A 24051-nucleotide genomic window follows, 5' to 3' on the forward strand; every position below is an offset into this window, starting at 1 on the left:
TGGATCAGGCTGTGAGTGGCCTGTGGATAAAAGCGGTCGCGCCAAGCCCGGCGGGGGTTCGGAGGCGGGCTGACGCGTGTCGGCAGGGGCTCGCCGGGTCGCGACGAGCGGCGGATTGGTAGGCCACGCGACGCAGAGCGTCGGGGCTACACTCCCACGCGGAGCGTGGGAGCGAGTTGGGCGATGGGTCGCGGGCGCGACCGCTCGGGCCCCAGCGAACTGGCTCCCACGCTCCGCGTGGGAGCCTCCTCGGGACGCTCCGCGTCCCTGCCGCCAAGTCGACGCGACCGGCCGGCGGTGCGCCCGCCCACACGCCGCGACGCAGAGCGTGAACTCCAAACCACGGATGTCGAAGCGCACCATATCGTGTACATTCCGGCTATGGGCCGCGACCGCTACCGTTTCCTCGAACCAGACGCTCCGCACTTTCTCACGTGCACGGCGGTCAAGTGGCTGCCGCTCTTCGCTCAACCCGCCAACGCACTGATCTTGCTTAACTCCCTGCAGTTCCTGCAACGCGAGCGCGGTCTCTTGATCCATGGTTACGTCATCATGGAGAACCACTGTCACCTGATTGCCGGTGGACCCGGGCTCGCGCGTTCGATCAGCAGCTTCAAATCATTCACCGCTCGGCAGATGGTCGATCGGATGCGCGAGCGGAACTCTCCGGCGCTGTCTCTCTTAGTCTGGTGCCGGGACCGGCACAAGAGCGATCGGGAGCACCAAGTGTGGCAGGAGGGATCGCACCCGGAGCAGATCGAGGGCGCAACCATGATGCGGCAGAAGCTCGAGTACATTCACAATAACCCGGTGAAACGGGGTTATGTCGACGATCCCTTGTGTTGGCGCTACTCGAGCGCGCGGAATTACGAAGGGTTGGATGGATTACTTGACGTGGTGACGGATTGGTAGGCCACGCGACGCAGAGCGTCGGGGCTACACTCCCACGCGGAGCGTGGGAGCGAGTTGGGGGTGGAGCGAGGGAGTGACGACCGCTCGCCCCGGATCGAGGGCGGGCTTACGGGTGTCGCCGGGTCGCGACGAGCGGACGTCGCGGATGCTCGTCTATAATGCGCTGACGGTCGTCGCGAGATCTGCACCTCGGTCTCGCGAATGCGGCCGACCACAACACAATCGGAGGATGGCCTAGATGAAAGTCAAAGATGTGATGAGTCGATCGGTCCGCTCGGTGAATCCCGATACCCGGATCGTCGAGGTGGCGTCCTTGATGTGTCTCTATCGCTTTCATGGCCTGCCCGTGGTCGACAGCGATGAAAAGCTGGTCGGTATTATCGCCGAGCGGGATCTGCTGCACAGCCTGTTTCCGAAGCTCGACAAGCTCATCGCCGAGGGGATGCATTCGGTCGACCTCGACAAGGAGATGGCGCGCTACTCCGAGATTCTGGGGCTGAAGACCGAGGAGCTGATGACGCCCAATCCGGTGACGGTCGATCCGGAGATGCATGTCCTGCGCGCGGCGACCGTGATGGTGCGCCATAACTTCCGGCGCATTCCGGTTGCGGACGAGGGGCGGCTGGTCGGTATGCTCAGCATCGGCGACGTTCACAAGGCCATCTTCCAGGCCAACGTGACAGGCGGTTTGAAGGGCCTCTGAGTCCGCGTCGATCGGGTATCGCTTTGCCGGGCCGCGGTGGCGCGGTCCGTTTTCTCACTGCCGATGCCGGGCTCGTGCCGGTTTGCCGACCCCGTGGCGTGCGGATCGTCCGTATTGCGCCGCCGTCGAGCATCCAACGGTCGGAACCCGGCCTTGGTCTTGGTTTGGAGGTCAAGATGTCTCGACACGCATTTGCGATCGGCCTGTCAATCGCCCTGTCGGGCCTCGTCTCGACAGCGGCCTATGCCCAAGAACCCGCCTCCGAAAGCCCGGCCGAAACCGCCCGGCTCGAATACGAGCAGGTCATGACACTGACGCCCGATCTCGAGAACGGGCGTAAGGTCTATCTGACCTGTGCGGTCTGCCATCGTCCGGAAGGCTGGGGTGCGCCCGACGGGGCCTATCCCCAGATCGCCGGACAGCTGCGCACCGTCATCATCAAACAGCTTGCGGATATTCGGGCGCGCAATCGCGACAATCCGCTGATGTATCCCTTCTCGGTTCCGCGCATCCTCGGAGGCCCTCAGAGCGTCGCCGATGTGGCGGCCTATGTGGCGCAGCTTCCCATGACCCCCGAGAACGGGGTCGGGCCCGGGGTGGATTTGCCTTTGGGCAAGGATGTCTACACGGAGCACTGTTCCAAGTGTCACGGCGAGAACGGGGAGGGCAACGAGGCGGAGCACATCCCCGCGATCGCGGGCCAGCACTATCTCTATCTGATGCGCCAGTTCGATGCGATCCGCACGGGTCGCCGCAAAAACTCCGACCCCAAGATGGTCAAGCAGATCGACGGCTTCACGCCGCTTCACCAGGCGGCCGTGCTCGATTACACCTCGCGGCTGCGTCCGCCCGAGAGCAAGCTGGCCGAGACCGGCTGGACCAATCCGGATTTTCCCGCCTACGTGCGCGACCCGATGGGCGTACCGCCCATGCCTCCGATGCCGGCGGGGTTGTTGGAGGCGCCCGCGTCGGCCGAGCCGCCCGCGTACCCCTCCGTGCCGCCTGCCCGGTAGGGGCGACCTAAGTCGCCCATTGAGCCACCGAGACGTCGGGGTAGGGGCGACTTTAGTCGCCCGTACGATGGCCAATAACCGAGAAGTATGGGCGACTAAAGTCGCCCCTACATCGCCCCTACCTCGCCCCTACAGCTCGACGCGATTGCGCCCGGCCTGCTTGGCGCGGTAGAGGGCTGCATCGGCTCGGCGGATGAGCTCGTCTAGGGGCTCGAATTGACGGCGCATGGCGGCGCCGAGGCTGACGGTGACCGCAAGCTGTTGGTCCGAGTCGATCGCGAAGCAATGCCGCTCGATTGCCGAGCGGATGCGCTCGGCATAATCCCGCATCCCGAAGGCCGAGGCGCCGACGAGGAAGAGGATGAACTCCTCGCCCCCGAACCGCACCGGGATATCGGTCTCGCGGATGCTCTCCTGTAGAACCCGTGCGACCTGTTTGAGCACCTCGTCGCCCGCGGCATGTCCGTGGCTGTCGTTGATCCGCTTGAAGTGATCCACGTCGACCATGAGCGCGGCGATCGGGGTCGAGTCGTTGCGGTCGTGGACGCTGCAGTGGCGCGCCATCACGTCGAGCATATAGAGGCGCGTGAAGAGGCCGGTGAGCGAATCGCGGATGGAGCGTTGATAGGCCTTTTGTCGCTCCGCATCGATGGAGCGATAGATGACCTCCCGCTCGAGCGCGACCTGAAGCGGCATCATGATTTGCTCGATGACATCGGTCTCTTCGGGGCCGATCCGTGCGTCGCCGCCGAGGTGGATGAGGGCCGCGGCCTGCATGCGATCGTCCTGCGGGGCGAACAGCGGCAAGGTGACGACCAGGCCCGAGTTGTCCTGCGGGTGGGCGCAGAAGGCGTCGTCGTAAAGGAGATGGTCGGCCATGGCGGGGTCGCTACGATGGGCGACCAGCCACTGTGCGCGCGTCATGCCCAGGATAGAGCTGATCACCTCGGGCGGCTCGACGGTGAAGCCCGAGTAACGGGTTTGGTTCGAGAGGGTCAGGATCGAGCCGTCGTCCAGCCTGGCATAGTAATCGATGCGTTCCACGGGAAGGCTGCGCGCGACCACCTCGAAGAGTCGCTCGGCGATGTCGCGGAAGTCGCGATACAGGAGCATGGTCTGGGTGATCTCGCGCAGCGTCTCGTTCAGACGCGACAGACGGCGGATGTCGGTGTTCTCGCGCGCGAAGAGATAGATGCCGCAGTCCAGATGCCGCAGCTTGTCGATCATGAAGGGCACCAGCCGCTCCGGGATGATGGATCCGTGCTGCGGGGCGATGACCTTCACCGGATGACGCTCGATCTGGCTCAGCGCGAAGTCGAGGATGTCGCGACTGGGCATGTAGTGTTCATGAAAGGGCCGCAGCGCCTCGAAATGCGACTCGTCCTTCGCGATCAGGGTCGGCCGTTCGGTAAAGCCCCCGAAGAGATCGCTCGAGAAGACCACGCCCGTGCTCGGGTCGAAGGTCGCAATGGCTCCCGGAAAGTGCGCGTAGGGCGTGAAGATGAACTCGAGCTCGCGGTCTTGCAGCGGCAGACGCCAGTCGTGCTCCTCCACCAGCCAAAAGGGCATCTTCAGCCCGTAGTGCTTGAGCAGCGCGCGGGTGCGCCAGTGCGTGACCAAGACCGCGTCCGGGCGATCGGTCAGCTCGTCGATGAGCGGCATGGCCGCGGCGATGTCCGGGTCTTGATGGTGGCAGACGAAATAGCGGATGTGGGTAAAGGGGATGACCTCTTCGATCTTGCGCAGGGTTCCCGCGAAGGTGAGTCGCGAGCCCGGGTCGAAGAGCACCGACTGATCGCCCTGCTCGAGGAGATAGACGTGACACTGGAAGACGTCGTCCGGCAAGACATGGCCGACCCACCAGACACGTGGGGCGATCTCGAGCGCATGATGGGGGTCGGCATGCGCGAGGTGGGTGAGGTTGGTATCCATCGGTGTCGTCGTGCTCCGAGGCGTAAGTGGCGAGGATCCGGAGCTCTTTATCAACGCGAAGCCTTCAAACCGAGGTCCGCCGAGTCCGTCGCGGTCTCCGCCGTGGTTCCTGCCGCCAGGACGCGATAGACCAGGGGCACCAGCACGAGCGAGACCAGAGTCGAGAAGGATAGCCCCGCGACGATGGTGACGGCGAGCGGTTGCAGCATCTCCGAGCCCTCCCCGAGGGCGAGGGCGAGCGGGAGCATGCCCACGACGGTGGTGAGCGTGGTCATGAGGATGGGGCGCAGACGCAGACGGGCCGCCTCGAGGATGGCCGTGCGCGTATCCAGACCGGCGCGGCGCTCGAGCTCGATGAACTCCACCAGCACGATCGCGTTGTTGACCACGATCCCGGCCAGCATGATGAGCCCGAGCCAGACCGGCATGGAGACCGGCAGCTCCGTCCATTGCAGGCCGAGCACCACGCCGGTCAAGGCGAAGGGCACGGAGATCAGGATGATGACCGGATTGCGCACCGACTCGTATTGGACCGCCATCGCGACCAAGACCAGAAAGAGCGCCAGCCCGAGCAGGATCCGGCTCATGTCCTGGCCCTGCTTGAGTGTCTCCAGACCGCCGGCCTCGTAGAGCCGATAGCCTGCGGGGAGCGGCACCTGTGCCGCCGCGGCCAGTGCGGACTCGATCGCCTCTTGCAGCGTCAGCGTCTCGCCGACCGAGGCGGTGATCTCGACGGTGCGTTGCTGGCGGTCGCGCAGGATGGTCGAGGGCTGGGCCAGGATCTCGACGGTCGCGACATCGCCGAGTCGCAAGGGGCGTCGCGGCTCGGTCTTGCTGAAGAGCACGATGGAGTCCAGATCGCCCGGCGCGGCGATGTCCATCCGATCCAGTCGCAGCAGCAGATCGACCGAGCGGTCGCCGTCGATCAGCTCGGTGACGATGCGGCCCTCCAAGGCGAAGCGCAGGACGGTACCGATGTCCTCGATGGTTAGACCGAAGCTCGCGGCGCGCTGCGGGTCGAGCCGGATGGAGATCTCGCGGGTGATGTCCTGACTGCTGTGCTGGACGTTGCCCAGACCCTCCACGGCGGCGAGCTGCTCGACGACCCGATCGGCGAGCTCCGCGAGTGTGTCGAGGTTCTCCCCGGCGATGCGCAGACTGACGTCGTCGTCGCCTTGGCTGAAACGGATGCCGCGGATCCCGCGCGTGACGAGCGAGGCCCGCAGGCCCGGGATCTCGAGCGCGCGGATCAGGTCGCTGACCCGTGCAATCCACTCCTTGCTGCCGACGTCGCGCTCCGCCGCCGGCTCGAGCAGGACCTGAAGGCTGGCGCGATTGGCGCTCTCGAAGGACGAGCGCCCGAACACGAAGCCGCCGACCGTGGTGAAAATCGCCTCGACCTCCGGTTGCTCGGCGACGAGCGCCTCGATCCGGCGGGTCAGGCGATCCATCTCCTCGAGGTCGATGCCGGCGTCCGCGGTCAGGGTAACCCGCACGTCGCCCTCGTCGAGGGCGGGAAGAAATTCCTGCTTCGCCTCCATGAGCCAGGGTGCGGTCCAGACCAGACCGGCGACGAAGGCGAGGATGACCAGCCAGCGGATCCGCAGCAGCCAATCGAGCAGCCGCGCATAGCCGTTCTGCAGCGCCTCCATGACTCGATTGACCTGGATGCGCAGCATCCCCTCGCGGCCCGCCGGTACCCGGCCCGCGAGCGCAGGGACCAGGGTCAAGGCGACCACCATCGATGCCAGGATGGCCGCGGAGATGGTGAAGATCAGCTCCTGAAAGAGCAGCCCGACGAGTCCGCCGATAAAGAGGAACGGCAGGACGGCGGCCAGGTTGGTCGAGGTCGAGGCGATGATGGCGCCCGTGACCTCGCGGCTCGCGGCATCCGCCGCGACGACCGTGGTTTGCCCCATCCGCTGGTGGCGATAAATGTTTTCGAGCATCACGATGGTGCTGTCCACCAGCATGCCGATGCCGAGCGCGAGCCCCCCGAGCGTCATGATATTGAAGGTCAGACCGTTGGCGGCCATGAGGATGAAGGTGACCAGCACGGCGATCGGGATGGCCGCGCCGATGATCAGGGTCCGCCGCAGACTCCCGAGGAAGATGTAGACCACCGCCATCGCGAGCAGGGCGCCGCTGAGCGCGGCGTTGACCGCATTCTCGAGCGAGTGGCGGATGTAGCGCGCCTGGTCGTCGACCAGCTGGATCTGGATGTCCTCGGGGAGCTGGCCCTGCTCTTTGAGTCGTGCGAGCTCCCGATCGACGGTGTCGACGACCGCCACGGTGTTGGTGAGCGGCTGCTTTTGGATCGCGAGCTTGATCCCCGGCTGGTCGTCGAGGCGGATGCGCAGACGCTCCTCGCTCGAGCCGTCGATCACCTGCGCGATCTCGCCGATGCGCATCTGGGCCATCGGGTTGTCGCCGGCCTCGGGCTTGAGCGGCAGGTCGATGATCTCCTGCACGTTCCTGAAGCGACCTTCGGTGCGACCCCCGATCTCGCCGTCCGGCATGCGCAGCCGCCCGGCCGCGACATCCTGATTGGCGGTGCGCAGGCGCGTCTCCAGGTCCAGGATGTCGATCCCCAGTCCGGCCAACCGGAACTGATTGGCTACCACCTGCACCTCGCGCTCCAGTCCGCCGCCGATCTCGACCGAAGCCACACCCGGGAGCGTCACCAGCGAGCGGCCCAGGGTGTAGTCCGTCCAGGTGCGTAGCTCCACCGGGTCGCGCAGGGCCGAGCTGACCACATACTCGGCGACGGGGAGCTGGAAGGGGTCGCGCTTGTAGATGATCGGCGGGTCGTCGGTGTCCGGCAGGAAGCGTTTGGCGCGGTCCAGGCGAGAGCTTGCGTCGCGCAAGGCCTGGTCGATGTCCTCGCCGTAGCTGAAGGAGAGGTCGATCGCGCTGCGCCCCTCGGTGGTGCGCGACTGGATGGCGATGACCCCCTCGGTGATCGCGAGCTGCTCCTCGAGCTCGCGGGTCACTTCGTTCTCCATGACCTCTGCGGGGACGCCCGGGTCCAGCACGCGGACCTGGATGTCCGGGTAGATGATGCTCGGCAGCAGATCGATGTTCAGCCGGGTGAGGGAGACCCCGCCGAGCACCATCACCGCGAGGGTCAGCGCGACGACCCCGACGGGGTGGCGGACCGACCAGGTGGAGATGTTTGCGGCCATAAGGATTTCCGGAAGATTCCGTGCCCGTAGGTTGTGCTGACGGTAGGAGGCACAACATGCGCCGACAGTTGGTTGTCCCTCGCAAGGCTCGACACAACCTCGGCTGCGGTCCATGTGATGCCGGCGCGGGTTGGGCACGCTGCGCTTTGCCCAACCTACGGCTGGCGGCTTTTGCGCATCCGTACGCTTTGTTTTTGAAGACGACGCTTACTCGCCCGTGAGCTCAGTGATCGCGGCTTCCACGACCTTGGTCTCCGTCAGCGGGTAGGGCGAGATCCGCAGGCGTTGCAGGCGTGCCTGGTAGGCGGTGCAGAACTCATTGTGAAAGGTGAGGAAGAGCGGGTGAGCGGTGAGCCCGCGAATCTCGTCCATGAAGGCCAGATAGTGCCGGGCCTGGCCCATGTGGTAGGGCGACGGCTCTTCGTCCAGGCGAAAGCGCTCGATACGCTCGTCCCAGATCGGGAAGACGCCGGGCGCGGCGAGGTGGAGCACCATCGAGGCGCCGACGACCGAGCTTAGGCTGGCGGCGATGGCGTCGATGCCGCGCTCGCGAAGGGCTGCGCGCTCGGCATCCGAGGCGGTCTGCGGGGAGGCGCGCGCGGCCTCGAAGGCCGCGACGGCGGAGGCAAGATGGCTCTGCTCGATGCGCACCCGCTCGGGCATCCAGGCGTAGGCGAGACAGGCCGCGCGCAGATAGGCCTCCGTCGGACTCGCCGCAGGCGCGGCGGCGCTCGCGAGCATGACCGGGTAGGTGCGCAGACGCGTTGCCTCGCGAGGGTTGTCGCGATAGCAGCCGTTGCGCACCAGCTCGACGGCCGTGTAGAGGTGTTCGAGATTCATTCGGGCACCACCTTGACTGTTTTGTCCTCGCTCAGGCCGAGGAATCCGCGTGTGATGATCCGATCGCCGGGCGCGAGACCCTCGAGGATCTCGATGCTGTCGGCCATCTGCAGACCGCTCCTGACCTTTCGGCGGGAGGCTTGGCCCTGATCCGTGACCAGCCAGACGAGCTCGCCGTCGCGATCGCGTCGCAGGGCCCGAAAGGGGATCAGCAGACGCTCCACCGCAGCGGTCTCGAGGGTGACCCGCACGAACTGTCCGGCCTTCACGCCCGCGGGCGGATCCTCAAGCGTCAGCTCCACGATCCCCTGCCGGCTGGTCTGCTCGAGACTCGGATGAATGCGCAGGATCCGGGCCGGGAACGCGACCGCGCCGAGGGCATCGATGCGCAATTGCGCCGGGTCGCCGACCTTCATCCGCGGCAGGATGAGCTCGGAGGCATAGACCTCCGCGACCAACGACTCCGGATCCGCGACCGTCAGAAGGTGGGTATTCTTCGAGACGAAATCACCCGGCTCGACCAATCGCTCGATCACGACGCCGTCGAACGGGGCCGGAATGCGCGTGAAGGCCAGCCGGGTTTCCAGGATCCGAACATCGCCTTGGGCGACGGCGACGGCGGTACGCGCCTGCGAGAGCTCGGCGTCGGAGGCGGCGCGCTTGCTCACGAGATCTTCGAGTCGGCGCACGTCGAGCTCTGTCTGGGCCAACGTCGCGCGCGCCTTGTCGAGCTCGGCCTGCAGGAGGTCGTCTTCGAGAGCGACCACGACCTCGCCTTCCCGGACCATGTCGCCCTCGAAGACGTCCAGTAAGGTGATCCGGCCTTCCTCCTGACTGAAGAGACGCACTTGGCGGCGATGGCGCAGCGAGCCGGGGCGCTCGTGGCTGCTTGTCGTGGCGGCGTGCTCCACGACGACCGCGGCCACCAGGTGATCGGCGGCGCCGCTCTCGCGGCTTGCGCCCGACGGCGGGTCGTCCCCGGGGGAGCAGGCGATCAGGGCCGCGGCCAGTGTGACGGCAAGCACGACCGGCATCCGCGGCCCTGCTCGGCGGGGGCGGAAAGGTTCGGTTGTGCCGCGCGGGCCGATGGCTCGGAGCGGCTTGCGTACGGCGTTGCCGGTCATCACCGGCCGGTCAGATCCGTGATGGCCAACGGCGGCGAGGTCTCGGGCTCTTGCGAGTAGTCGTAGTGTTTGATCTTGCGCCGGATGTTGCGTTGGATGATCACGCCCAGGACGTGCCACTCCAGTCCGTCGAGCGTGATGTCGGGATAGATCCGGTTGACGGCGACGAGGCGCTCGGTGCCGTTGTCCTCGCGAATATACTTGCGAAACCAGCGCACGCCCTCGACCTCGGCGAACACGAAGCTGTTGTTTTTGCGGTTGTCCGTCGGCTCGACGATCACGACACAGCGATCGGGGAACTCGGGCTCCATCTGGTCGCCGAGCACCTGCAAGGCGTAGGGCTCGTGCATGCTGCAACCCGTGCTGTCCATCGTGGGATCTGCCATGATGCGTCCTCATTTGTACAGGTTTGGTCGGTCGGCTCGCCGTGGCGAGCCGACCGGATAACGACCGGGCGACACCTTTAAATCGCCTCCGGAGCGACATGCGTCATTTTCATTTTGTATTCGGCCTTGTGGATTTCACTGACCTTGGTGGAGACGCGGTTTAAAATCTTATTTTTTTCAGAACTTAAACCGCGCCAGCTCCAACAATCGTCGAGTCTGCCGGGGCCGATCCCAAACAAAAACACCAAATGCCGCGCCGGGCGCGGTTTAAAAGGCTCGCATGAACCGAATCGCCGCCACCGAGCGCATCCACTCCGACCGTCGAGATTGGCACAATCTCCGTGGAATGTTGCCCTATCTGTGGGAGTTCCGCGGGCGTGCGATGTTGGCGCTGGCCTGTCTGATCGCGGCGAAGGTAGCCAATGTCGGCGTCCCCTTGGTGCTGCGCGACATCGTGGATGCCTTCGAGGCCACGCCGCATCAGGTGCTGGTGCTGCCGATCTCGCTCTTGGTCGCCTACGGGGCGCTCAAGCTCAGCTCCTCGCTCTTCAACGAGCTGCGCGACATGGTCTTCGCCCGCGTGCGCTATCGCGCGATGCGCCGGCTCTCCACCAAGGTGCTCGACCACCTGCATCGACTCTCCCTACGCTACCACCTGGGGCGACAGAGCGGCGCCATCAGCCGCGACCTCGAGCGCGGCACCCGTTCGGTCTCGACCATTTTGAACTATGTCGCCTTCAGCGTCCTGCCGGTGCTGGTGGAGTTCACCCTGGTGGCGGTGATCCTCTTTAAGCAGTACAGCCCGGCCTTCGCGCTGGTCGTCTTCGGGACGGTGGCGGTCTATTTCACCTTCACCTTCGCCATCACCGAATGGCGCATGGACTATCGCCATCGGATGAACCGCTTGGACTCGGAGGCCAATAATCAGGCCTTCGACAGCCTCATCAACTACGAGACGGTCAAATATTTCGGCAACGAGCGCATGGAGCTCGAGCGCTACGACGGCACCCTCGCGGAGTGGGAGGAGATGGCGGTCAAGAGTCAGACCTCCATGTCGCTGCTGAATTTCGGTCAGGGCGCGATCATCGCGATCGGCGTCACCCTGATCATGGCCTTTGCGGCCAACGGTGTCGTGCAGGGCGAGATGAGCGTCGGCGACCTGGTCCTGGTCAACGCGCTCATGCTCCAGCTGTTCATCCCGCTGGGCTTTCTCGGGATTGTCTACCGGCAGATCAAGTATGCGCTCGCGGACATGGATCTGGTCTTCAAGCTGCTCGAGCGGCGCCCCGAGATCCAGGACGCCCCGGACACCAAGGCGTTGCGCCTGCGCGACGGCGAAATCCGCTTTGAGCACGTCGACTTTCACTACCAGCACGAACGGGCGATCCTGCAGGACGTCGATTTTCGGATCGCGCCCGGCCAGACCCTCGCCGTCGTCGGTCATAGCGGCGCCGGCAAGTCGACCCTGGCGCGCCTGCTGTTTCGCTTCTACGACGTGACCGCCGGGCGGATCCTGATCGACGGGCAGGATCTGCGCGAGGTCACGCAGGAGAGCCTGCGTGCGGCCATCGGCATCGTTCCCCAGGACACCGTCCTGTTCAACGACACCATCTACTACAACCTGGCCTACGGACGGCCCGGTGCGACCCGCGCCGAGGTCGAGCGCTGTGCCGAGATGGCCCACATCCGGACCTTTATCGAGAGCCTGCCGGACGGTTGGGAGACCATGGTGGGCGAGCGCGGCCTGAAACTCTCGGGCGGGGAGAAGCAGCGTGTCGCGATCGCGCGGGCGATCTTGAAGCAACCGCGGATCCTGGTCTTCGACGAGGCCACCTCCTCGCTCGACAGCCATACGGAGCAGGCGATTCAGCAGACGCTCGCAGAGGTCGCGGAGAACCATACCACGCTGGTGATCGCACATCGTCTCTCCACGGTGGTGGACGCGGATCACATCCTCGTCTTGGAGCAGGGCCGCATCCGCGAGCAGGGCACGCATCGCGCACTCTTGGAGACGGGCGGGCACTATGCCGCCATGTGGGAGCTGCAGCAGCGCGAGGGTCCGGATGCACCGGTGCCCGTCCCGAACCCGGTCGCCGCGACGGACGCGGGCGCCGGGACGCCGCCGGCCCCGGAGGCGTCGCCGTGAGCGTGAGTCAAGCGCGAATCGTCGCGGCGCGCGGCGAGGAGGTCGAGGCGTCGCGGGTCCGCGATGTCCTGCGCGCGGCCGGTCTCGCCGTGCCCTTGGTCGCGCTCGGGGCGACGCTCGCCGCGGCGCTTGCTCTGCTGACCCTGCAGGGTGCGCGGCCGCATCTCGGCTGGGCAGCGCCCCTCGCGATGGCGGCGCTCGTCGCCGCCTCGCTTGCCGCCGCGCTCTTCTGGAGCCGGTTGCGCAGCCAACTGCTGCTGCCTCTTGTGCGCCTGGAGCACTCGCTTTCGCGCGTCTGTCAGGGCGAGCCGGGCGCGAGCGATGCCTTGGACGATGCCGGGGTCTTGGCTCGGGTGGCGCGCGACATCCGCAGCCTCAACGAGGAGCTGACCGACCTCTACGAGGAGATGGACAACCGGGTCGCGCGCCAGACCATGCGGCTGGCGCAGAAGACCGCCTCGCTGAAGATCCTCTACGACGTGGCCGCCGGGATTCATCAGGCGGAGAGTGTCGACGAGCTGTTGCTGCGCTTCCTGCGTGTGTTGAAGGAAATGATCAACGGCCGGGCCGCCACCGTGCGTCTGGTCATGTCCGACGGCTCGCGGCGCCTGGTCGGCGCGATCGGTTTGGACGACGATCTGGTGCGCGAGCAGGATATCGGCCCGGTGGATCTGTGTCTGTGCGGGAGTGTCCTCACGCCGGGCGAGATCCTCTGCGGGAACGACGCTCGCTATTGCTCCAAGGTTTACGGGCGGCGGATGTTCGCCAGCAGCGAGATGGAGGTGGTCACCGTGCCGTTGGAGCATCGCGACGAGCTGCTCGGCGTCTACACGGTCTTCGTCGACCGGCCCGGCTTGAAGGCCCGCGAGGATATTCTCGACCTGCTCGCGACGGTCGGGCATCACTTGGGTGTCGCCATCGCCAAGCAGCGCTCGGACATGGAGGCCCGGCGGCTTTCAATCGTCGAGGAGCGCAACTCCTTGGCCCACGAGCTGCACGACTCGCTCGCCCAGACCCTGGCGAGCCTGCGCTTTCAGTGTCGCATGCTGACAGATTCGCTGCGCGGGAGTGCAATCTCGCTCGAGGCGCGCAACGATCTGAGCCGCATCCGCAACGGGCTCGACGAGGCCCATACCGAGCTGCGCGAGCTGTTGGCGAGCTTCCGTGCCCCCTTGGATCGACGCGGTCTGGTGCCGGCACTCGAGAAGCTGACCCATCGCTTCGGTCAGGAGACGGGCGCACACGTGCTCTTTCAGAACGACTGTCGTCCCTTCGATCTCTCGGCGAGCGAAGAGCTTCAGATCTTGCGGATTGTCCAGGAATCGTTGGCCAATATCCGCAAGCATTCGAACGCGCACACCGTGAGGGTGATGCTGGCTCGGGAGTCCAACGGCCAACATGTGCTGTTGATCGAGGACGACGGGGTCGGGTTCAGCACCCCGGCGGCGGGATCCAACCCGGGCGAGCACATCGGCCTGACCATCATGGAGGAGCGTGCGCGGCGGATCGGCGCGGAGCTGCGCATCGAGAGCGAGGCCGGGGAGGGCACGCGGGTGGAGGTGATCTTCGACGGCAATCGGCGCACCCCGCGCCAAGGACGGGTGGCTGCCTGATGCGCGTGCTGCTGATCGACGATCATGCCCTGTTCCGTTTCGGGCTCCAGGAGTTGTTGGAGCGCCGGGGGATTCAGGTGGTCGCGGCCGTGGGCGATACCTCGATGGGTCTGAGGCGGGTGGCCGAGACCCTGCCCGACGTGGTCTTGCTGGACATGCGCATGCCGCAGCTCGACGGCCTGGAGATGCTCCGCCGGTTGCGTGCGGCACACCCGGCGATGCCGATCGCGATGCTCACGACGAGCGCCGAGGAGCGCGACGTGATCGAGTCGCTGCAGAGCGGAGCGCAGGGTTATCTGCTCAAGGACATGGAACCGGATGCCTTGATTGCGGCCCTGAGCGAGATCGTCCAAGGCCGCACGGTGGTTGCGCCCGAGCTGGCCATCGTCTTGGCTAAGGCCGTCCAGGGCGAGGCCGCGGGCACGGCCGCCGAGGGTCGGATCGCCGATCTGACGCCGCGCGAGCACGAGATCCTCTGCCATCTCGCCGAGGGTCAGAGCAACAAGGCGATCGCCCGACGTCTGAACATCTCGGACGGGACGGTCAAGCTCCATGTGAAGGCGATCCTGCGCAAGCTCGATGTCCACTCGCGCGTGGAGGCGGCCGTCATTGCGGTCGAGCGCGGTCTGTGCGAGCGCAGGTCGAGCCGCGATCTCGGATGAGTCTGCACCTGGTCCGGAGCGAACAGCGATGGTTTATCATGCGGAATAAGCGATGAAGAACTTTTTAGAGCTCATCAAAGACTGTTTGAGCGATGTCAGGGAGATCATGCCCTGGGATTTGGAGGAGCGGCTTGCGGCGAATCCGGATCTGCTGTTGGTCGATGTCCGCGAGCCCGATGAGTTCGCGGCCATGCATATCGACGGGTCGCTGAACGTCCCGCGCGGTATCCTCGAGTCCGCCTGTGAATGGGACTACGAGGAGACGGTCCCGGATCTGGTGCGTGCGCGCGACCGGGAGGTCGTCGTGGTCTGCCGCTCCGGATACCGCAGCATCATGGCCGCCCACGCGATGAACCTGCTCGGCTACGGAGACGTGTCTTCGCTGCAGACGGGCTTGCGCGGCTGGAAGGACTACGAGCAGCCGCTGGTCGACGCGGCAGGGGAGTCGGTCGACCTGGACGATGCGGATCGCTATTTCACACCGCGCCTCAGACCGGATCAGATGCGGCCGGCGGACTGATGACTTTTTCGGAAAACCTTTCGGATGCTGAATAAAACCAAGCGCTTGTTTACTTCGCTCTTGCCGGTCGACCCCGATCGAACGGGCGCGTGCAACCGCTGCGGTGCCTGCTGCAAACTGCCCTATCCCTGCCCCTTTCTGCGCTTCGACGACGAGGGTTTGAGCAGCTGCGCGGTCTACGCGATTCGCCCGCCGAGCTGCAGGAAGTACCCACGGGTGGCGTCCGAGCAGCTGACGCCGCAGCAATGTGGCTACTCCTTCGCCGCCGTCGACGAGGGCGTGACCGACGGGATCGGGCTTGATCCCTTGACCGACCCCCTCTGAGCTTGCATGTAGGGGCGACTTCAGTCGCCCAAACACAACTCGGTAGATCCTTTCCCGGAAACCGCCTAAGTGTGTGCGACTAAAGTCGCCCCAGTCGCCCCGACCCCTACGCGTCGGTCGATTGGAGGCAGCACGGCCTCTCGGTGCCAGCCGGAGGGTCCGTGGACCAGCGCCTCGCCGTGGTCCGGGTGCCATTCGGCCAGAACCGAGCGCACGGCCTCTCGGCCGTCAAGCCGCACGCGATGATCGCCCGGCCGATGGGTGTGACCGTGGATCAGGCGCGCGGCGCCGTAGCGGCGTAGGTAGCGTGCGACCGTCTCTTGGTTGACGTCCATGATCTCCGCGGTCTTCTCGGCGGTCGCGGCTCCGCTCTTGCTGCGGTAGTCGGCGGCGACCTTGCGACGTGCCGCGAGCGATCGCCAGAGGAAGATGCGCTGGACGAGCGGGTTGCGGATGCGGCGGCGAAATCGCTGATAGGCGACGTCGTCGGTGCAGAGCAGGTCGCCGTGCATCAGGAGCGTGGGTTCGTCTGCGAACCGGGCGAGGGTCGGGTCGCGCAGGAGTCGGCACCCGGTCTCGCGGCAGAAGGTCCGACCGATCAGGAAGTCGCGGTTGCCGTGCATCAGATGGCAGCGGACCCCGGAGGCCGTCACCGCGGCGAGCGCGGCCTTGACCTCGGCGTTGGGCGTGCCGTTGTCGTCGTCGCCGATCCAGGCGTCGAAGATGTCGCCGAGGAGGTAGAGTTGATCCGCCTCGCGGGCGCGCCCGGCCAGGAAGGCGAGGAAAAGGTCTACCGTCGCAGGTCGATCCGCCGACAGATGCAGGTCGGAGACGAAGACGCTGACGCCTCGGGTGTTCAATTCGGTTTTCCCTACGCTACCGGCTCGGGGCGTTACTCGACGACGACGGCCTGCTCGAGGACGACATCCTGAACCGGGACATCCTGGTGCCCGTGACGGGTGCCGGTCTGCACGCCGCGGATGGCGTTGACGACATCCATGCCATCGACGACGCGTCCGAAGACACAGTAGCCCCAGCCGTCCTGCCCCGGATAATCCAGAAAGCCGTTGTCGGCGACATTGATGAAGAACTGCGACGTCGCCGAGTGCGGATCCATGGTGCGTGCCATGGCGAGGGTGCCGTTGAGGTTCTTCAGTCCGTTCTTCGCCTCGTTCTCGACCGGAGCGCGTGTCGGCTTTGGCGCAAAGTCCGGCGTCATGCCGCCGCCCTGGATCATGAAGCCGTCGATGACGCGGTGAAACAACGTCCCGTCGTAGTGACCGTCGCGGACATACTGCTCGAAGTTTGCGCAGGTCTTGGGCGCCTTCTCGGCATCCAGTTCGACGAGGATGTCGCCGAGGGTGGTGGTGAGCTTGATCATCGGGGATCTCCGCTGGCTGTTGCTGGCGCGCCGGCGGCGCACTCGGGTTTGGATCGGATTCGATCGGCGCTGTGTCTGCCACGGCGATTGCGGGAGCAAGCGAGACAGAGCTTTTTCGGGGGCGCGGTCTAAAATAATATATTTGTTAATATCTTAAGCCGCGACGACGTTATCGGTCATCAAGTCGGCCGGGGCCGATCCCATCCAAAAACATCGCTTACCGCACTGGGCGCGGTTTAATAATGGTACGGGCTTTGCGGGCTCCGGGAAAGGCGGGTTCACGCGCGCATCCCCGGCTTTGCTACCATGCCGCCCTTGCCGGAACCTCGGCTCCAAGGGCCGCTGCGGCCCGGACCTACCCACTCGCGAGTGCATTCCATGTTGCAGATCCACAATAGCCTCACCCGCCGGAAAGACCCCTTTCAGCCGATCGAGCCCGGCAAGGTGCGCATGTATGTCTGCGGGATGACCGTCTACGACTACTGCCATCTCGGCCATGCGCGCGTCATGGTGGTCTTCGACGTGGTCTACCGCTATCTGCGTGCGCTGGGCTACGAGGTGACCTATATCCGCAACATCACGGACATCGACGACAAGATCATCCGCCGTGCCGCCGAGGCCGGCGAGCCGATGCAGGCGCTGACCGAGCGTTTCATCCGGGCGATGCACGAGGATTCCGATGCGCTGGGGATCCTGCCGCCGACCGACGAGCCGCGCGCAACGGCGCACATGGACGAGATCCTCGCCATGATCGGCACCCTGATCGAGAAGGGGCTCGCCTATGTCGCCGAGAACGGCGATGTCTACTACGCGGTAGCGCGCTTTCCCGGCTACGGCAAGCTCTCGGGCAAAGATCCGCAGGACCTGCGCGCGGGCGCCCGGGTGGAGGTCGACGAGGCCAAGCGCGATCCGCTGGACTTCGCGCTCTGGAAGTCCGCCAAGCCGGGCGAGCCGGTCTGGGAGTCGCCCTGGGGACTCGGCCGGCCCGGCTGGCACATCGAGTGCTCGGCCATGAGCACCTGCGCCTTGGGCAATCATTTCGACATCCACGGCGGCGGGGCAGATCTGCAGTTCCCCCATCACGAGAACGAGATCGCTCAGTCCGAGGGTGCGACCGGCGAGCCCTTCGTGAACGTCTGGATGCACAACGGGTTCGTGCGCGTGAACGAAGAGAAGATGTCCAAGTCGCTCGGCAACTTCTTCACCGTACGCGAGATCCTGCAGCGCTTCCGTCCGGAGGAGGTGCGCTATTTCATCCTCACCAGCCAGTACCGAAGCCCGCTGAACTACGACGACGAGCATCTCGAGCAGGCCCGAGCGGCACTCACCCGACTCTACACGGCCTTGCGCGGTGTGCCGGACCTCGCGTCCGACGCGGTGGATGCCGTCGTTGCCGCACCCTTCGTCGAGCGCTTTCATGCCGCGATGGACGACGACTTCAATACGCCCGAGGCGCTTGCGGTCCTGTTCGATCTGGTGCGCGAGGTCAATCGCATCCGAGCGGATGATCCAGTCGCCGCTGCCGGCCCGGCGGCGGTGCTGCGCCGACTCGGCGGCATTCTCGGCATCCTGCAGGGGGATCCGGAGCTTTACCTGCGCGGCAGGGCCGACGACGGCGGCTTGTCGGACGCGGAGATCGAGACCTTAATCCAGGCGCGTATCGCCGCCCGCGCCGCTAAGGATTGGGCGGAGGCCGATCGGCTGCGCAAGCTGCTGACCGAGGCGGGCATTGGTCTCGAAGATGGGCCGAGCGGAACGGCCTGGCGCCGCGGGGCGTGATCTTGGATCCGGATTGCGTTTAAGGCGATTTTCGGGAGTAAGCATCGCAAGAGGGTAGGGGCGACTTCAGTCGCCCTCCGGCCGAACGGGGCGACTTAAGTCGCCCCTACAGATCCTAGGTTTTTTGCTTGGATTCGGGTGGTGTTAGGGTGCGCTGCGTGCGCGGCAAGCTTGTTCGCACTCGGCGGCGCGATTGGCGCAATAGCCGTAGAGATTCTCCGCACAGGACCACCAGGGATAACCGCACTCGGAGCGCTCGAATGCGGAGGCCAGACACCGGCGATAGTCGACGAACGCCTCGCTGTAGCCTGCCTGGCATTGGCGATAGTCGTAGCGCGCATCGGCGTTGCACTTGTCTCTGGCGCCTTGGCAGCCGCCGATACAGCTGAGCTCGGCGAGTTGTTCGGGCAAGCTCGGCGACTGGGCACAGCCGAAGGGCAGGGCGGCGAGGAGCAGGCTCGAGAGGCCAAGGGCGAGGAGACGCGCGCTTGGCCGCGCGCCGACGCGAGTCGCCTCGGGCCGCCCCTCGCCGCGCTTGAATCCGTGGATGAATGGCCTGGTCTGCATCCCTGAGTCGCTCCGTGTCGGGTTGATTCGAGATCGGGGGCGGCCGCATCCGGGGCGCGCCGTTGCGGCCACTGTAGTCCGAAAGCGCTCCGCTGTGCAGGGTGCGACGCACGCGTTTCGTGCGCCGCGCCCGGCGTCTGCCGAATCGCTGGACCGCCGGACCCAGTAACGTGTCAGAAATAAGTCGAGCACCGAATCGTTGTCGTAGTCGTCCGGAATCCGATTACGACAACGACAACGACAACGACAATCGTCGTAAAGGTATCCTCTCGTCGGGTTGTGATACTTATTACTGAACCGTTCCCCGGGATCCGGAAGACGGCTTGAAATCGCTCCCCGGCCGGGGCGATTGGGCCTAAACTGACCGGGTGCTCATCGGGCAAGGATCGGCATCGACGCGGGCTCGACCGGCAGCGACAGCCGTCCCGACACGACCGTCCGGCCCGCGATGTTTACCGGTCGTCTTGCGCGGAGAACGCTAATGACCCGACGCCATCTCGTCGCCCTGTTGCCGCTCCTGCTCGGGGCCTGCGGACTCGTGCCGCCGAATCATCTTGGCGGGATCGGTGCGAGCGTTTCGCCGATGGATTACGGCCGGCGGCTCTGCGCGCACCTGGATCCGGAGTCCTATTCCTCCTGCGTGAGCCAGGTGCTGGACGAGATCGACCGCGGCCAACCGAGTCGGCTGCCCCCTGGCTATTCCACCTCCGGCCCCTTCGCTGTCATCATGGACGGCGAGGTCTACATCGGCGACTACCGTTCCAACCCCTTCAAAGCCGATTTCCGTGTCTCCAACGGCCGGAACGGCTGCCGTGGCGGCTACAACGCCTTCACCGGCTCGGCCGACGCCGTCTTCGACGTCTATTGCGACGACGGGCGCAACGGTTGGGCCGACGTCATCCGCGCGAGCGACGGCCGCAACGGCATCGGCAAGATCGCCCTCGATGACGGGACCGAGGGCGATATCGTCTTCGGTCATCTGCCCCTCGGCGGCCTGGATCGTGGTCGTAACGACGCGCTGTAGGGGCGACTTTAGTCGCCCCCTGGTTCCATGTAAGCGTGGACTGGGCGACTAAAGTCGCCCCTACATCGTCCCCTTCATCGCCTGCACCACGGGGTTCTCCAGCGCCCCGATCCGCTCGATCTCGACCTTGACCCGATCGCCCGCGCTCAGGAACAGCGGCGGGGTGCGCGCGAAGCCCACACCGGGCGGGGTGCCCGTGATGATGAGGGTGCCGGGCAGAAGTGTGGTGTCGCGGCTGAGGAAGGCGATCAGCTCGGCGATGGTGAAGATCATGTCGCTGGTGTGTCCGGTCTGGACGCGCTCGCCGTTGAGTGTGCAGGTGACGCTCAGTGACTGCGGGTCGGGGATCTCGTCGGCGGTGACCAGGACGGGGCCCAAGGGGCAGAAGCCGTCGAAGCTCTTGCCGCGAATCCATTGGCCGGCGCCGCCTTCCTTCTGCCAGCGCCGTGCGGAGATGTCGTTGGCGCAGGTGTAACCCAACACGTAATCGAGCGCGGACGCAACCGGGACGTCGCGCGCCGTGCGACCGATGACCACGGCGAGCTCGGCCTCGTAGTCGACCTCCGGGCCGTGCTCGCAGGCGTTCGGGAGGATGATGGGCTCGCCCGGATCCGTGATCGCCGTCGTGGGCTTCATGAAGACGACCGGGTTGGCCGGGATGGCGGCCCCGGTCTCCTCGGCGTGGGCGCGATAGTTCAGGCCGATGCCGTAGACGTTGACGGGTGCGATCGGCGCCAGCCAGCGTGCCACCGCGATCTCGTCGGTGGTCTCGGTCAGGCCCTCGTAGAGGTGCCCGCCGAGCCGGCGGGCGTGCCCGGCGTCGATCGGTGTGCCGAGGTGGATGGTGCCGTGGGTATCGAGGAAGCGGGCGATCTTCATGTTCGGGGTCTCGTCGATAGCGGATGGATACGGGATTCAGCCGGCGCTGCGGTTCCGCAGCTGCTCGGTGAGTTTCTGGAATTCGCGTTGCATCTCCAGGTTTTCGAAAGGGCGCAGTGCCGGGACCTGGCGATTCATGAGTCCTTCGAGAAGCTGCTGGCTCGATCGGACCAGGCTCACCAGCTCGCCGGACACCCGCACCGTCTCGTAGGTGTTCCAGGCGGCGGCGATATCCTTCTCCAGCTCGCGTCTGGCCTGCTTCACCTGGGCCGCCTGGTCCCTGAGATATTGGCGATAGATCTCGGCGGCCTGTACGGTCAGCTGTTGTGCCTCCAGGTTGGCCGCGAGCACCTCCTGTCGGCCCGGCGACTCGCGCTGCAGCGCTCGTGTCTCGCCGGAGAGTTCTTGAGCACGCGCGATGATGGCGTCGATCTGCGGGACATACTGTTCGCCGATCGCCTCCTCGATCTGCAGGTGCATGCGGTTGAGCGCCTGCAGCAGGACGACATAGAGGCCGTAATAGCGTCGCGCGCTCTGCAGATCCTCGCCGCTCTGGGCGACCAGCACCTCGAGCTGAGCGGTGATGGCCTTGACGTTGTCGAACAGGATGCCGAGGTCGACCATGTTGTCGCCGACCACGGTCGAGAGCAGCAGCTCGATCTGATCGTCGCCCAGGTCGATGCCCATTTGGCGCAGCTCGCCCGCGAACTCCCGTTTGACCGCGGCCAGCTCGCCGTTCAGACGATCGATGTCGTCCTCCAGCGACGCGATGGAGCGATCGTAATCCGCGACCGTCTTCTTGAGGGTGGACTCTGCAGGTGCGGAGATCCGTTTCTGACGGGCGTCCGCGATTCCCGCCCGGGCCTTCTCGATCTCGGCTTGGAGGATCCGGATCCGCTCGCGGTAGTTTTGGATCGGCGAGGTCGAGAGGATCTCTACCGCCGTGTCGAGCAGTGCGTTGATCTCCTCGCGATTGGAGCGCTGGTCGGTCCCGAACCAGGTCCTCTCGGGCAGCTCGCCGTGGCGCTCTTCCAGTACCAACGCCGAATCCAGGGTGGGGACGACGTTCTCCCAGACGCGGGCGAAATCCCGATCTTCGGCGAAGAGTCCTTTGGCATCGGCGAGCGCCCGGTCGGCAAAGTCGCGCGAGCGTTGCCACCATCCGGTGGCCGTCTCGAGGGTTCGGTTCCAGACATCCGGTTCGGCTTCGGAGGGTACGGCCGCAGGGAGGTCGGTCTCGGCGGCGAGATCGCCGGCGCCGCCGACGGCGAGCGTCCCGAGAACAAGGATGAGCGGAGCGATAGCACGCATGGAGATCAGGATGCCTCGGCGGGTCGATGTGCGCGGATCCCGAGCCATCGGGATCGGCCGTGTCGGGTGCTCGGACCCGGCCACGGGTCGGACCCGACAAGTCTGCCACGCCCGAGCGGTCGGGTCGATTCGGGTCATACAGCAGCACCGGGGGCCGAGGCGCGCGGGCGCACCATCGGGCAAGAAAGGCCTCGAGGGCGGCGCCGGCGAGCTGCTCTGCAACACCGGGCCTTGCGTCGCGAAGAAGCGCATGGTTTACCTCGCAGGCCGAGGATCCCGGGAGGCATCGCAGTGTCGCCCGTCACACCTCGTCTGGCTCAGATCCCGTCTCGTCGTTCGCGACCCGCCGTCCGCGCCGCAGACTGCCCGGCGGATAGCCGAACTTGCGCTTGAAGGACCGACTGAAGTGGTTGACATGGGAGTAACCCAATCGGTCCGCCAGAACCTTGAGCGCAACCTCGCTGTCGCGGATCGCCACATAGGCCTCGTTCAGGCGCCAGTCGGCGATGAAGGCGTAGATCGGTAAGCCGTATTGCTCGGCGAAGGCCGTGTTGAGTCGCCGTGCGGGCATCCTGAATTGCACCGCCAAGTCATCCAGGCTGGGCAACCGCCCCTCCAAGTGCGTCAGATAGTCGTGGAGCTCTCGGATCCGATCCTGCCGGCACTGGAGTCGGGGCGGCGCGAGGTCAGGCGTGATCACCTGCGCCGATAGCAGACACAGGTACTCCAGAACCTTGGATTGGGCGAACAATCGCTGCAAGGTTCCCTGCAACTGCAGCGAGAGCGCCGCCCGCAGCGGGGCGGAGACGCGAATCGGTATGGGACGCACCTTGACGACCGGCCGCGTCTCCAAGCCGAGCCGGGCGATCAGCGTCGCCGCCAGTTCCTCGCCGATCAGTTGAGCCAGAACGTCTTCGGCCAGGATGAGGGCGGTCATTGCACTGTCGGCAGAAGCCTCGATCAGCGGAATCACTTGCAACGCGTCCGCGCGGCGGAAGAAGTCGTGGCCGGGTTGATAGATGAATTCAGCGTGGGGATAAGACTCTTGGTGGCAAATGGTCCCGCCTTGGATCGTTTGGATGACCAGCGTGGGCTCGGGGAAGGTGAAGCGAAATTCGCCCAGAGGAACCCGTTGCCCGGTCACCTCGGGCCGAAACCGATGCACGCCCTGAAACAACGAGATGCCGTGCGCCAAGGGCAGGCGATCGCACCAACCGTGACCGATCTCGGGCGGAATGGGGTAGTCCACCCGTTGCAGGTCGCCGCTTCCCGGAACAGTGACGCGCTCCCCGGTGGTCGTCGTATCGGTGAGCCAGCGGACATCGAGGGCGGGAAGAGTCGGGCGACTCATCGCCTTGGAGCACGCGATGTCAGGCGATCTCGGATCATCGGTATGCGGCAGGGGTATAAATCAGTCGTCGGATGGTAGAAGGCGCCATTTGATCGTTCATACAGTCAGGGAGCACATTGAAAGCCCGCGAGGCCGTCTGCGGATCAACTATCCCACATGCAGACGTGCGATGCATATCACCCCGACGAGAGCCCGACGATGCACCCAAACGACGATCCGACCTCTCCCCAAACCGCGACCGACGATCAAGCCCCGGACATGGCCGACCCCGAGCGCCGCGCCGCGCTCGCCCGCCTCGGCGCCCTGGCCGCCTGGACCGCGCCGGCCATGCTGACGCTGGTTGCCACGGCACGGGCAGCGCCGCCCATCTCGACAACTCCCTAGTCGCCTGGACCGCGC

General features: G+C 65.6%; 22 protein-coding genes. 11 read left to right on the forward strand and 11 right to left on the reverse strand.

The genetic code is table 11. The annotated features are described in order from the left end of the window. Positions 1-366 precede the first annotated feature (366 nt). The 3 genes from BLV04_RS01265 to BLV04_RS01275 all read left to right on the forward strand — a co-directional run bounded on the left by BLV04_RS01265 (position 367) and on the right by BLV04_RS01275 (position 2628). The gene (locus BLV04_RS01265; protein WP_245731644.1) at positions 367-912 is read left to right on the forward strand and encodes an REP-associated tyrosine transposase; all 546 of its coding nucleotides are present in this window, start codon (positions 367-369) and stop codon (positions 910-912) included. A 238-nt stretch (positions 913-1150) separates the two neighbouring features. After that, positions 1151-1615 carry a CBS domain-containing protein gene (locus BLV04_RS01270; RefSeq protein WP_093027334.1) on the forward strand — a complete coding sequence of 155 codons (465 nt, stop codon included), beginning with the start codon at positions 1151-1153 and terminating at the stop codon, positions 1613-1615. Between the two features lie 176 nt (positions 1616-1791). Beyond that, positions 1792-2628 carry a c-type cytochrome gene (locus BLV04_RS01275; protein WP_093027843.1) on the forward strand — a complete coding sequence of 279 codons (837 nt, stop codon included), beginning with the start codon at positions 1792-1794 and terminating at the stop codon, positions 2626-2628. Between the two features lie 129 nt (positions 2629-2757). Here BLV04_RS01275 and BLV04_RS01280 read toward each other — a convergent pair whose 3' ends face one another. The 5 genes from BLV04_RS01280 to BLV04_RS01300 form a co-directional block, all read right to left on the reverse strand. Continuing rightward, positions 2758-4560, reverse strand: coding sequence for an oxygen-binding di-iron domain-containing protein (locus tag BLV04_RS01280; RefSeq protein ID WP_093027336.1), 1803 nt, complete (start codon positions 4558-4560; stop codon positions 2758-2760). Between the two features lie 50 nt (positions 4561-4610). Beyond that, positions 4611-7745: an efflux RND transporter permease subunit gene (locus BLV04_RS01285; protein WP_093027338.1), complete on the reverse strand. Its 3135-nt coding sequence runs from the start codon at positions 7743-7745 to the stop codon at positions 4611-4613. Positions 7746-7952: 207 nt separating this feature from the next. Next, entirely contained in the window at positions 7953-8585 is a 633-nt protein-coding gene (locus tag BLV04_RS01290) for a hypothetical protein (RefSeq protein WP_093027340.1), read from the reverse strand. Next, a complete protein-coding gene (locus BLV04_RS01295; RefSeq protein ID WP_245731647.1) occupies positions 8582-9619 on the reverse strand; it encodes an efflux RND transporter periplasmic adaptor subunit in 1038 nt (345 codons plus the stop codon). Before BLV04_RS01295 ends, BLV04_RS01290 begins: the two co-directional genes overlap by 4 nt. 89 nt (positions 9620-9708) lie before the next feature. Continuing rightward, positions 9709-10095, reverse strand: a complete 387-nt coding sequence (locus tag BLV04_RS01300) for a S24 family peptidase (protein ID WP_093027344.1) — start codon at positions 10093-10095, stop codon at positions 9709-9711. A gap of 280 nt (positions 10096-10375) precedes the next feature. Between BLV04_RS01300 and BLV04_RS01305 the strand changes: the two genes are divergently transcribed. From BLV04_RS01305 to BLV04_RS01325, 5 genes are read left to right on the forward strand one after another with little or no spacing between them, the layout of a single operon-like run. Next, positions 10376-12241, forward strand: coding sequence for an ABCB family ABC transporter ATP-binding protein/permease (locus BLV04_RS01305; protein WP_093027346.1), 1866 nt, complete (start codon positions 10376-10378; stop codon positions 12239-12241). Beyond that, on the forward strand, positions 12238-13854 hold the full coding sequence (locus tag BLV04_RS01310; RefSeq protein ID WP_093027348.1) for a histidine kinase: 1617 nt from the start codon (positions 12238-12240) through the stop codon (positions 13852-13854). Before BLV04_RS01305 ends, BLV04_RS01310 begins: the two co-directional genes overlap by 4 nt. Beyond that, positions 13854-14516, forward strand: a complete 663-nt coding sequence (locus BLV04_RS01315) for a response regulator (RefSeq protein ID WP_093027350.1) — start codon at positions 13854-13856, stop codon at positions 14514-14516. Before BLV04_RS01310 ends, BLV04_RS01315 begins: the two co-directional genes overlap by 1 nt. Positions 14517-14568: 52 nt before the next feature. After that, positions 14569-15036 (forward strand): rhodanese-like domain-containing protein, encoded by a 468-nt coding sequence (locus tag BLV04_RS01320; RefSeq protein WP_093027352.1) that lies wholly within the window; start codon positions 14569-14571, stop codon positions 15034-15036. A gap of 24 nt (positions 15037-15060) precedes the next feature. Next, positions 15061-15360, forward strand: a complete 300-nt coding sequence (locus tag BLV04_RS01325) for a hypothetical protein (protein WP_093027354.1) — start codon at positions 15061-15063, stop codon at positions 15358-15360. 65 nt (positions 15361-15425) lie between these two features. Here the strand turns inward: BLV04_RS01325 and BLV04_RS01330 are convergent, their stop codons facing one another. After that, positions 15426-16220 carry a UDP-2,3-diacylglucosamine diphosphatase gene (locus BLV04_RS01330; protein WP_093027356.1) on the reverse strand — a complete coding sequence of 265 codons (795 nt, stop codon included), beginning with the start codon at positions 16218-16220 and terminating at the stop codon, positions 15426-15428. Between the two features lie 32 nt (positions 16221-16252). After that, positions 16253-16741 carry a peptidylprolyl isomerase gene (locus BLV04_RS01335; RefSeq protein ID WP_093027358.1) on the reverse strand — a complete coding sequence of 163 codons (489 nt, stop codon included), beginning with the start codon at positions 16739-16741 and terminating at the stop codon, positions 16253-16255. Positions 16742-17119: 378 nt separating this feature from the next. On the opposite strand from BLV04_RS01335, the gene cysS reads away from it, so the two are divergent. Further along, complete coding sequence (cysS, locus tag BLV04_RS01340; RefSeq protein WP_093027360.1) at positions 17120-18520, forward strand: cysteine--tRNA ligase; 1401 nt, start codon at positions 17120-17122, stop codon at positions 18518-18520. Between the two features lie 144 nt (positions 18521-18664). On the opposite strand, the gene BLV04_RS01345 is transcribed toward cysS, so the two are convergent. Further along, a complete protein-coding gene (locus BLV04_RS01345) occupies positions 18665-19087 on the reverse strand; it encodes a hypothetical protein (RefSeq protein WP_245731649.1) in 423 nt (140 codons plus the stop codon). A gap of 481 nt (positions 19088-19568) precedes the next feature. On the opposite strand from BLV04_RS01345, the gene BLV04_RS01350 reads away from it, so the two are divergent. Next, positions 19569-20111 (forward strand): hypothetical protein, encoded by a 543-nt coding sequence (locus BLV04_RS01350; RefSeq protein ID WP_093027362.1) that lies wholly within the window; start codon positions 19569-19571, stop codon positions 20109-20111. A 60-nt stretch (positions 20112-20171) separates the two neighbouring features. Here the strand turns inward: BLV04_RS01350 and BLV04_RS01355 are convergent, their stop codons facing one another. From BLV04_RS01355 to BLV04_RS01365, 3 genes are all read right to left on the reverse strand, one after another. Then, positions 20172-20990, reverse strand: coding sequence for a fumarylacetoacetate hydrolase family protein (locus tag BLV04_RS01355; protein ID WP_093027364.1), 819 nt, complete (start codon positions 20988-20990; stop codon positions 20172-20174). Between the two features lie 36 nt (positions 20991-21026). Continuing rightward, positions 21027-22439 carry a hypothetical protein gene (locus BLV04_RS01360; RefSeq protein ID WP_342721881.1) on the reverse strand — a complete coding sequence of 471 codons (1413 nt, stop codon included), beginning with the start codon at positions 22437-22439 and terminating at the stop codon, positions 21027-21029. A 163-nt stretch (positions 22440-22602) separates the two neighbouring features. Next, positions 22603-23652: a helix-turn-helix transcriptional regulator gene (locus BLV04_RS01365; protein WP_093027366.1), complete on the reverse strand. Its 1050-nt coding sequence runs from the start codon at positions 23650-23652 to the stop codon at positions 22603-22605. A 198-nt stretch (positions 23653-23850) separates the two neighbouring features. Between BLV04_RS01365 and BLV04_RS01370 the strand changes: the two genes are divergently transcribed. After that, entirely contained in the window at positions 23851-24036 is a 186-nt protein-coding gene (locus tag BLV04_RS01370) for a hypothetical protein (RefSeq protein WP_139191842.1), read from the forward strand. Positions 24037-24051 lie beyond the last annotated feature (15 nt).

Source organism: Thiocapsa roseopersicina, assembly GCF_900106925.1.
In the GTDB taxonomy this organism is placed as follows: Bacteria; Pseudomonadota; Gammaproteobacteria; order Chromatiales; family Chromatiaceae; genus Thiocapsa; species Thiocapsa roseopersicina.

Coding starts and splice junctions, on each gene's coding strand:
- BLV04_RS01355 (WP_093027364.1), bottom strand. CDS start 20,990: ATGAAGATCGCCCGCTTCCTCGATACCCACGGCACCATCCACCTCGGC.
- BLV04_RS01325 (WP_093027354.1), top strand. CDS start 15,061: ATGCTGAATAAAACCAAGCGCTTGTTTACTTCGCTCTTGCCGGTCGAC.
- BLV04_RS01285 (WP_093027338.1), bottom strand. CDS start 7,745: ATGGCCGCAAACATCTCCACCTGGTCGGTCCGCCACCCCGTCGGGGTC.
- BLV04_RS01370 (WP_139191842.1), top strand. CDS start 23,851: ATGCACCCAAACGACGATCCGACCTCTCCCCAAACCGCGACCGACGAT.
- BLV04_RS01345 (WP_245731649.1), bottom strand. CDS start 19,087: ATGCAGACCAGGCCATTCATCCACGGATTCAAGCGCGGCGAGGGGCGG.
- BLV04_RS01320 (WP_093027352.1), top strand. CDS start 14,569: ATGAAGAACTTTTTAGAGCTCATCAAAGACTGTTTGAGCGATGTCAGG.
- BLV04_RS01270 (WP_093027334.1), top strand. CDS start 1,151: ATGAAAGTCAAAGATGTGATGAGTCGATCGGTCCGCTCGGTGAATCCC.
- BLV04_RS01305 (WP_093027346.1), top strand. CDS start 10,376: ATGAACCGAATCGCCGCCACCGAGCGCATCCACTCCGACCGTCGAGAT.
- BLV04_RS01315 (WP_093027350.1), top strand. CDS start 13,854: ATGCGCGTGCTGCTGATCGACGATCATGCCCTGTTCCGTTTCGGGCTC.
- BLV04_RS01360 (WP_342721881.1), bottom strand. CDS start 22,439: ATGACCCGAATCGACCCGACCGCTCGGGCGTGGCAGACTTGTCGGGTC.
- BLV04_RS01300 (WP_093027344.1), bottom strand. CDS start 10,095: ATGGCAGATCCCACGATGGACAGCACGGGTTGCAGCATGCACGAGCCC.
- BLV04_RS01275 (WP_093027843.1), top strand. CDS start 1,792: ATGTCTCGACACGCATTTGCGATCGGCCTGTCAATCGCCCTGTCGGGC.
- BLV04_RS01280 (WP_093027336.1), bottom strand. CDS start 4,560: ATGGATACCAACCTCACCCACCTCGCGCATGCCGACCCCCATCATGCG.
- BLV04_RS01350 (WP_093027362.1), top strand. CDS start 19,569: ATGACCCGACGCCATCTCGTCGCCCTGTTGCCGCTCCTGCTCGGGGCC.
- BLV04_RS01290 (WP_093027340.1), bottom strand. CDS start 8,585: ATGAATCTCGAACACCTCTACACGGCCGTCGAGCTGGTGCGCAACGGC.
- BLV04_RS01365 (WP_093027366.1), bottom strand. CDS start 23,652: ATGAGTCGCCCGACTCTTCCCGCCCTCGATGTCCGCTGGCTCACCGAT.
- cysS (WP_093027360.1), top strand. CDS start 17,120: ATGTTGCAGATCCACAATAGCCTCACCCGCCGGAAAGACCCCTTTCAG.
- BLV04_RS01295 (WP_245731647.1), bottom strand. CDS start 9,619: ATGCCGGTCGTGCTTGCCGTCACACTGGCCGCGGCCCTGATCGCCTGC.
- BLV04_RS01335 (WP_093027358.1), bottom strand. CDS start 16,741: ATGATCAAGCTCACCACCACCCTCGGCGACATCCTCGTCGAACTGGAT.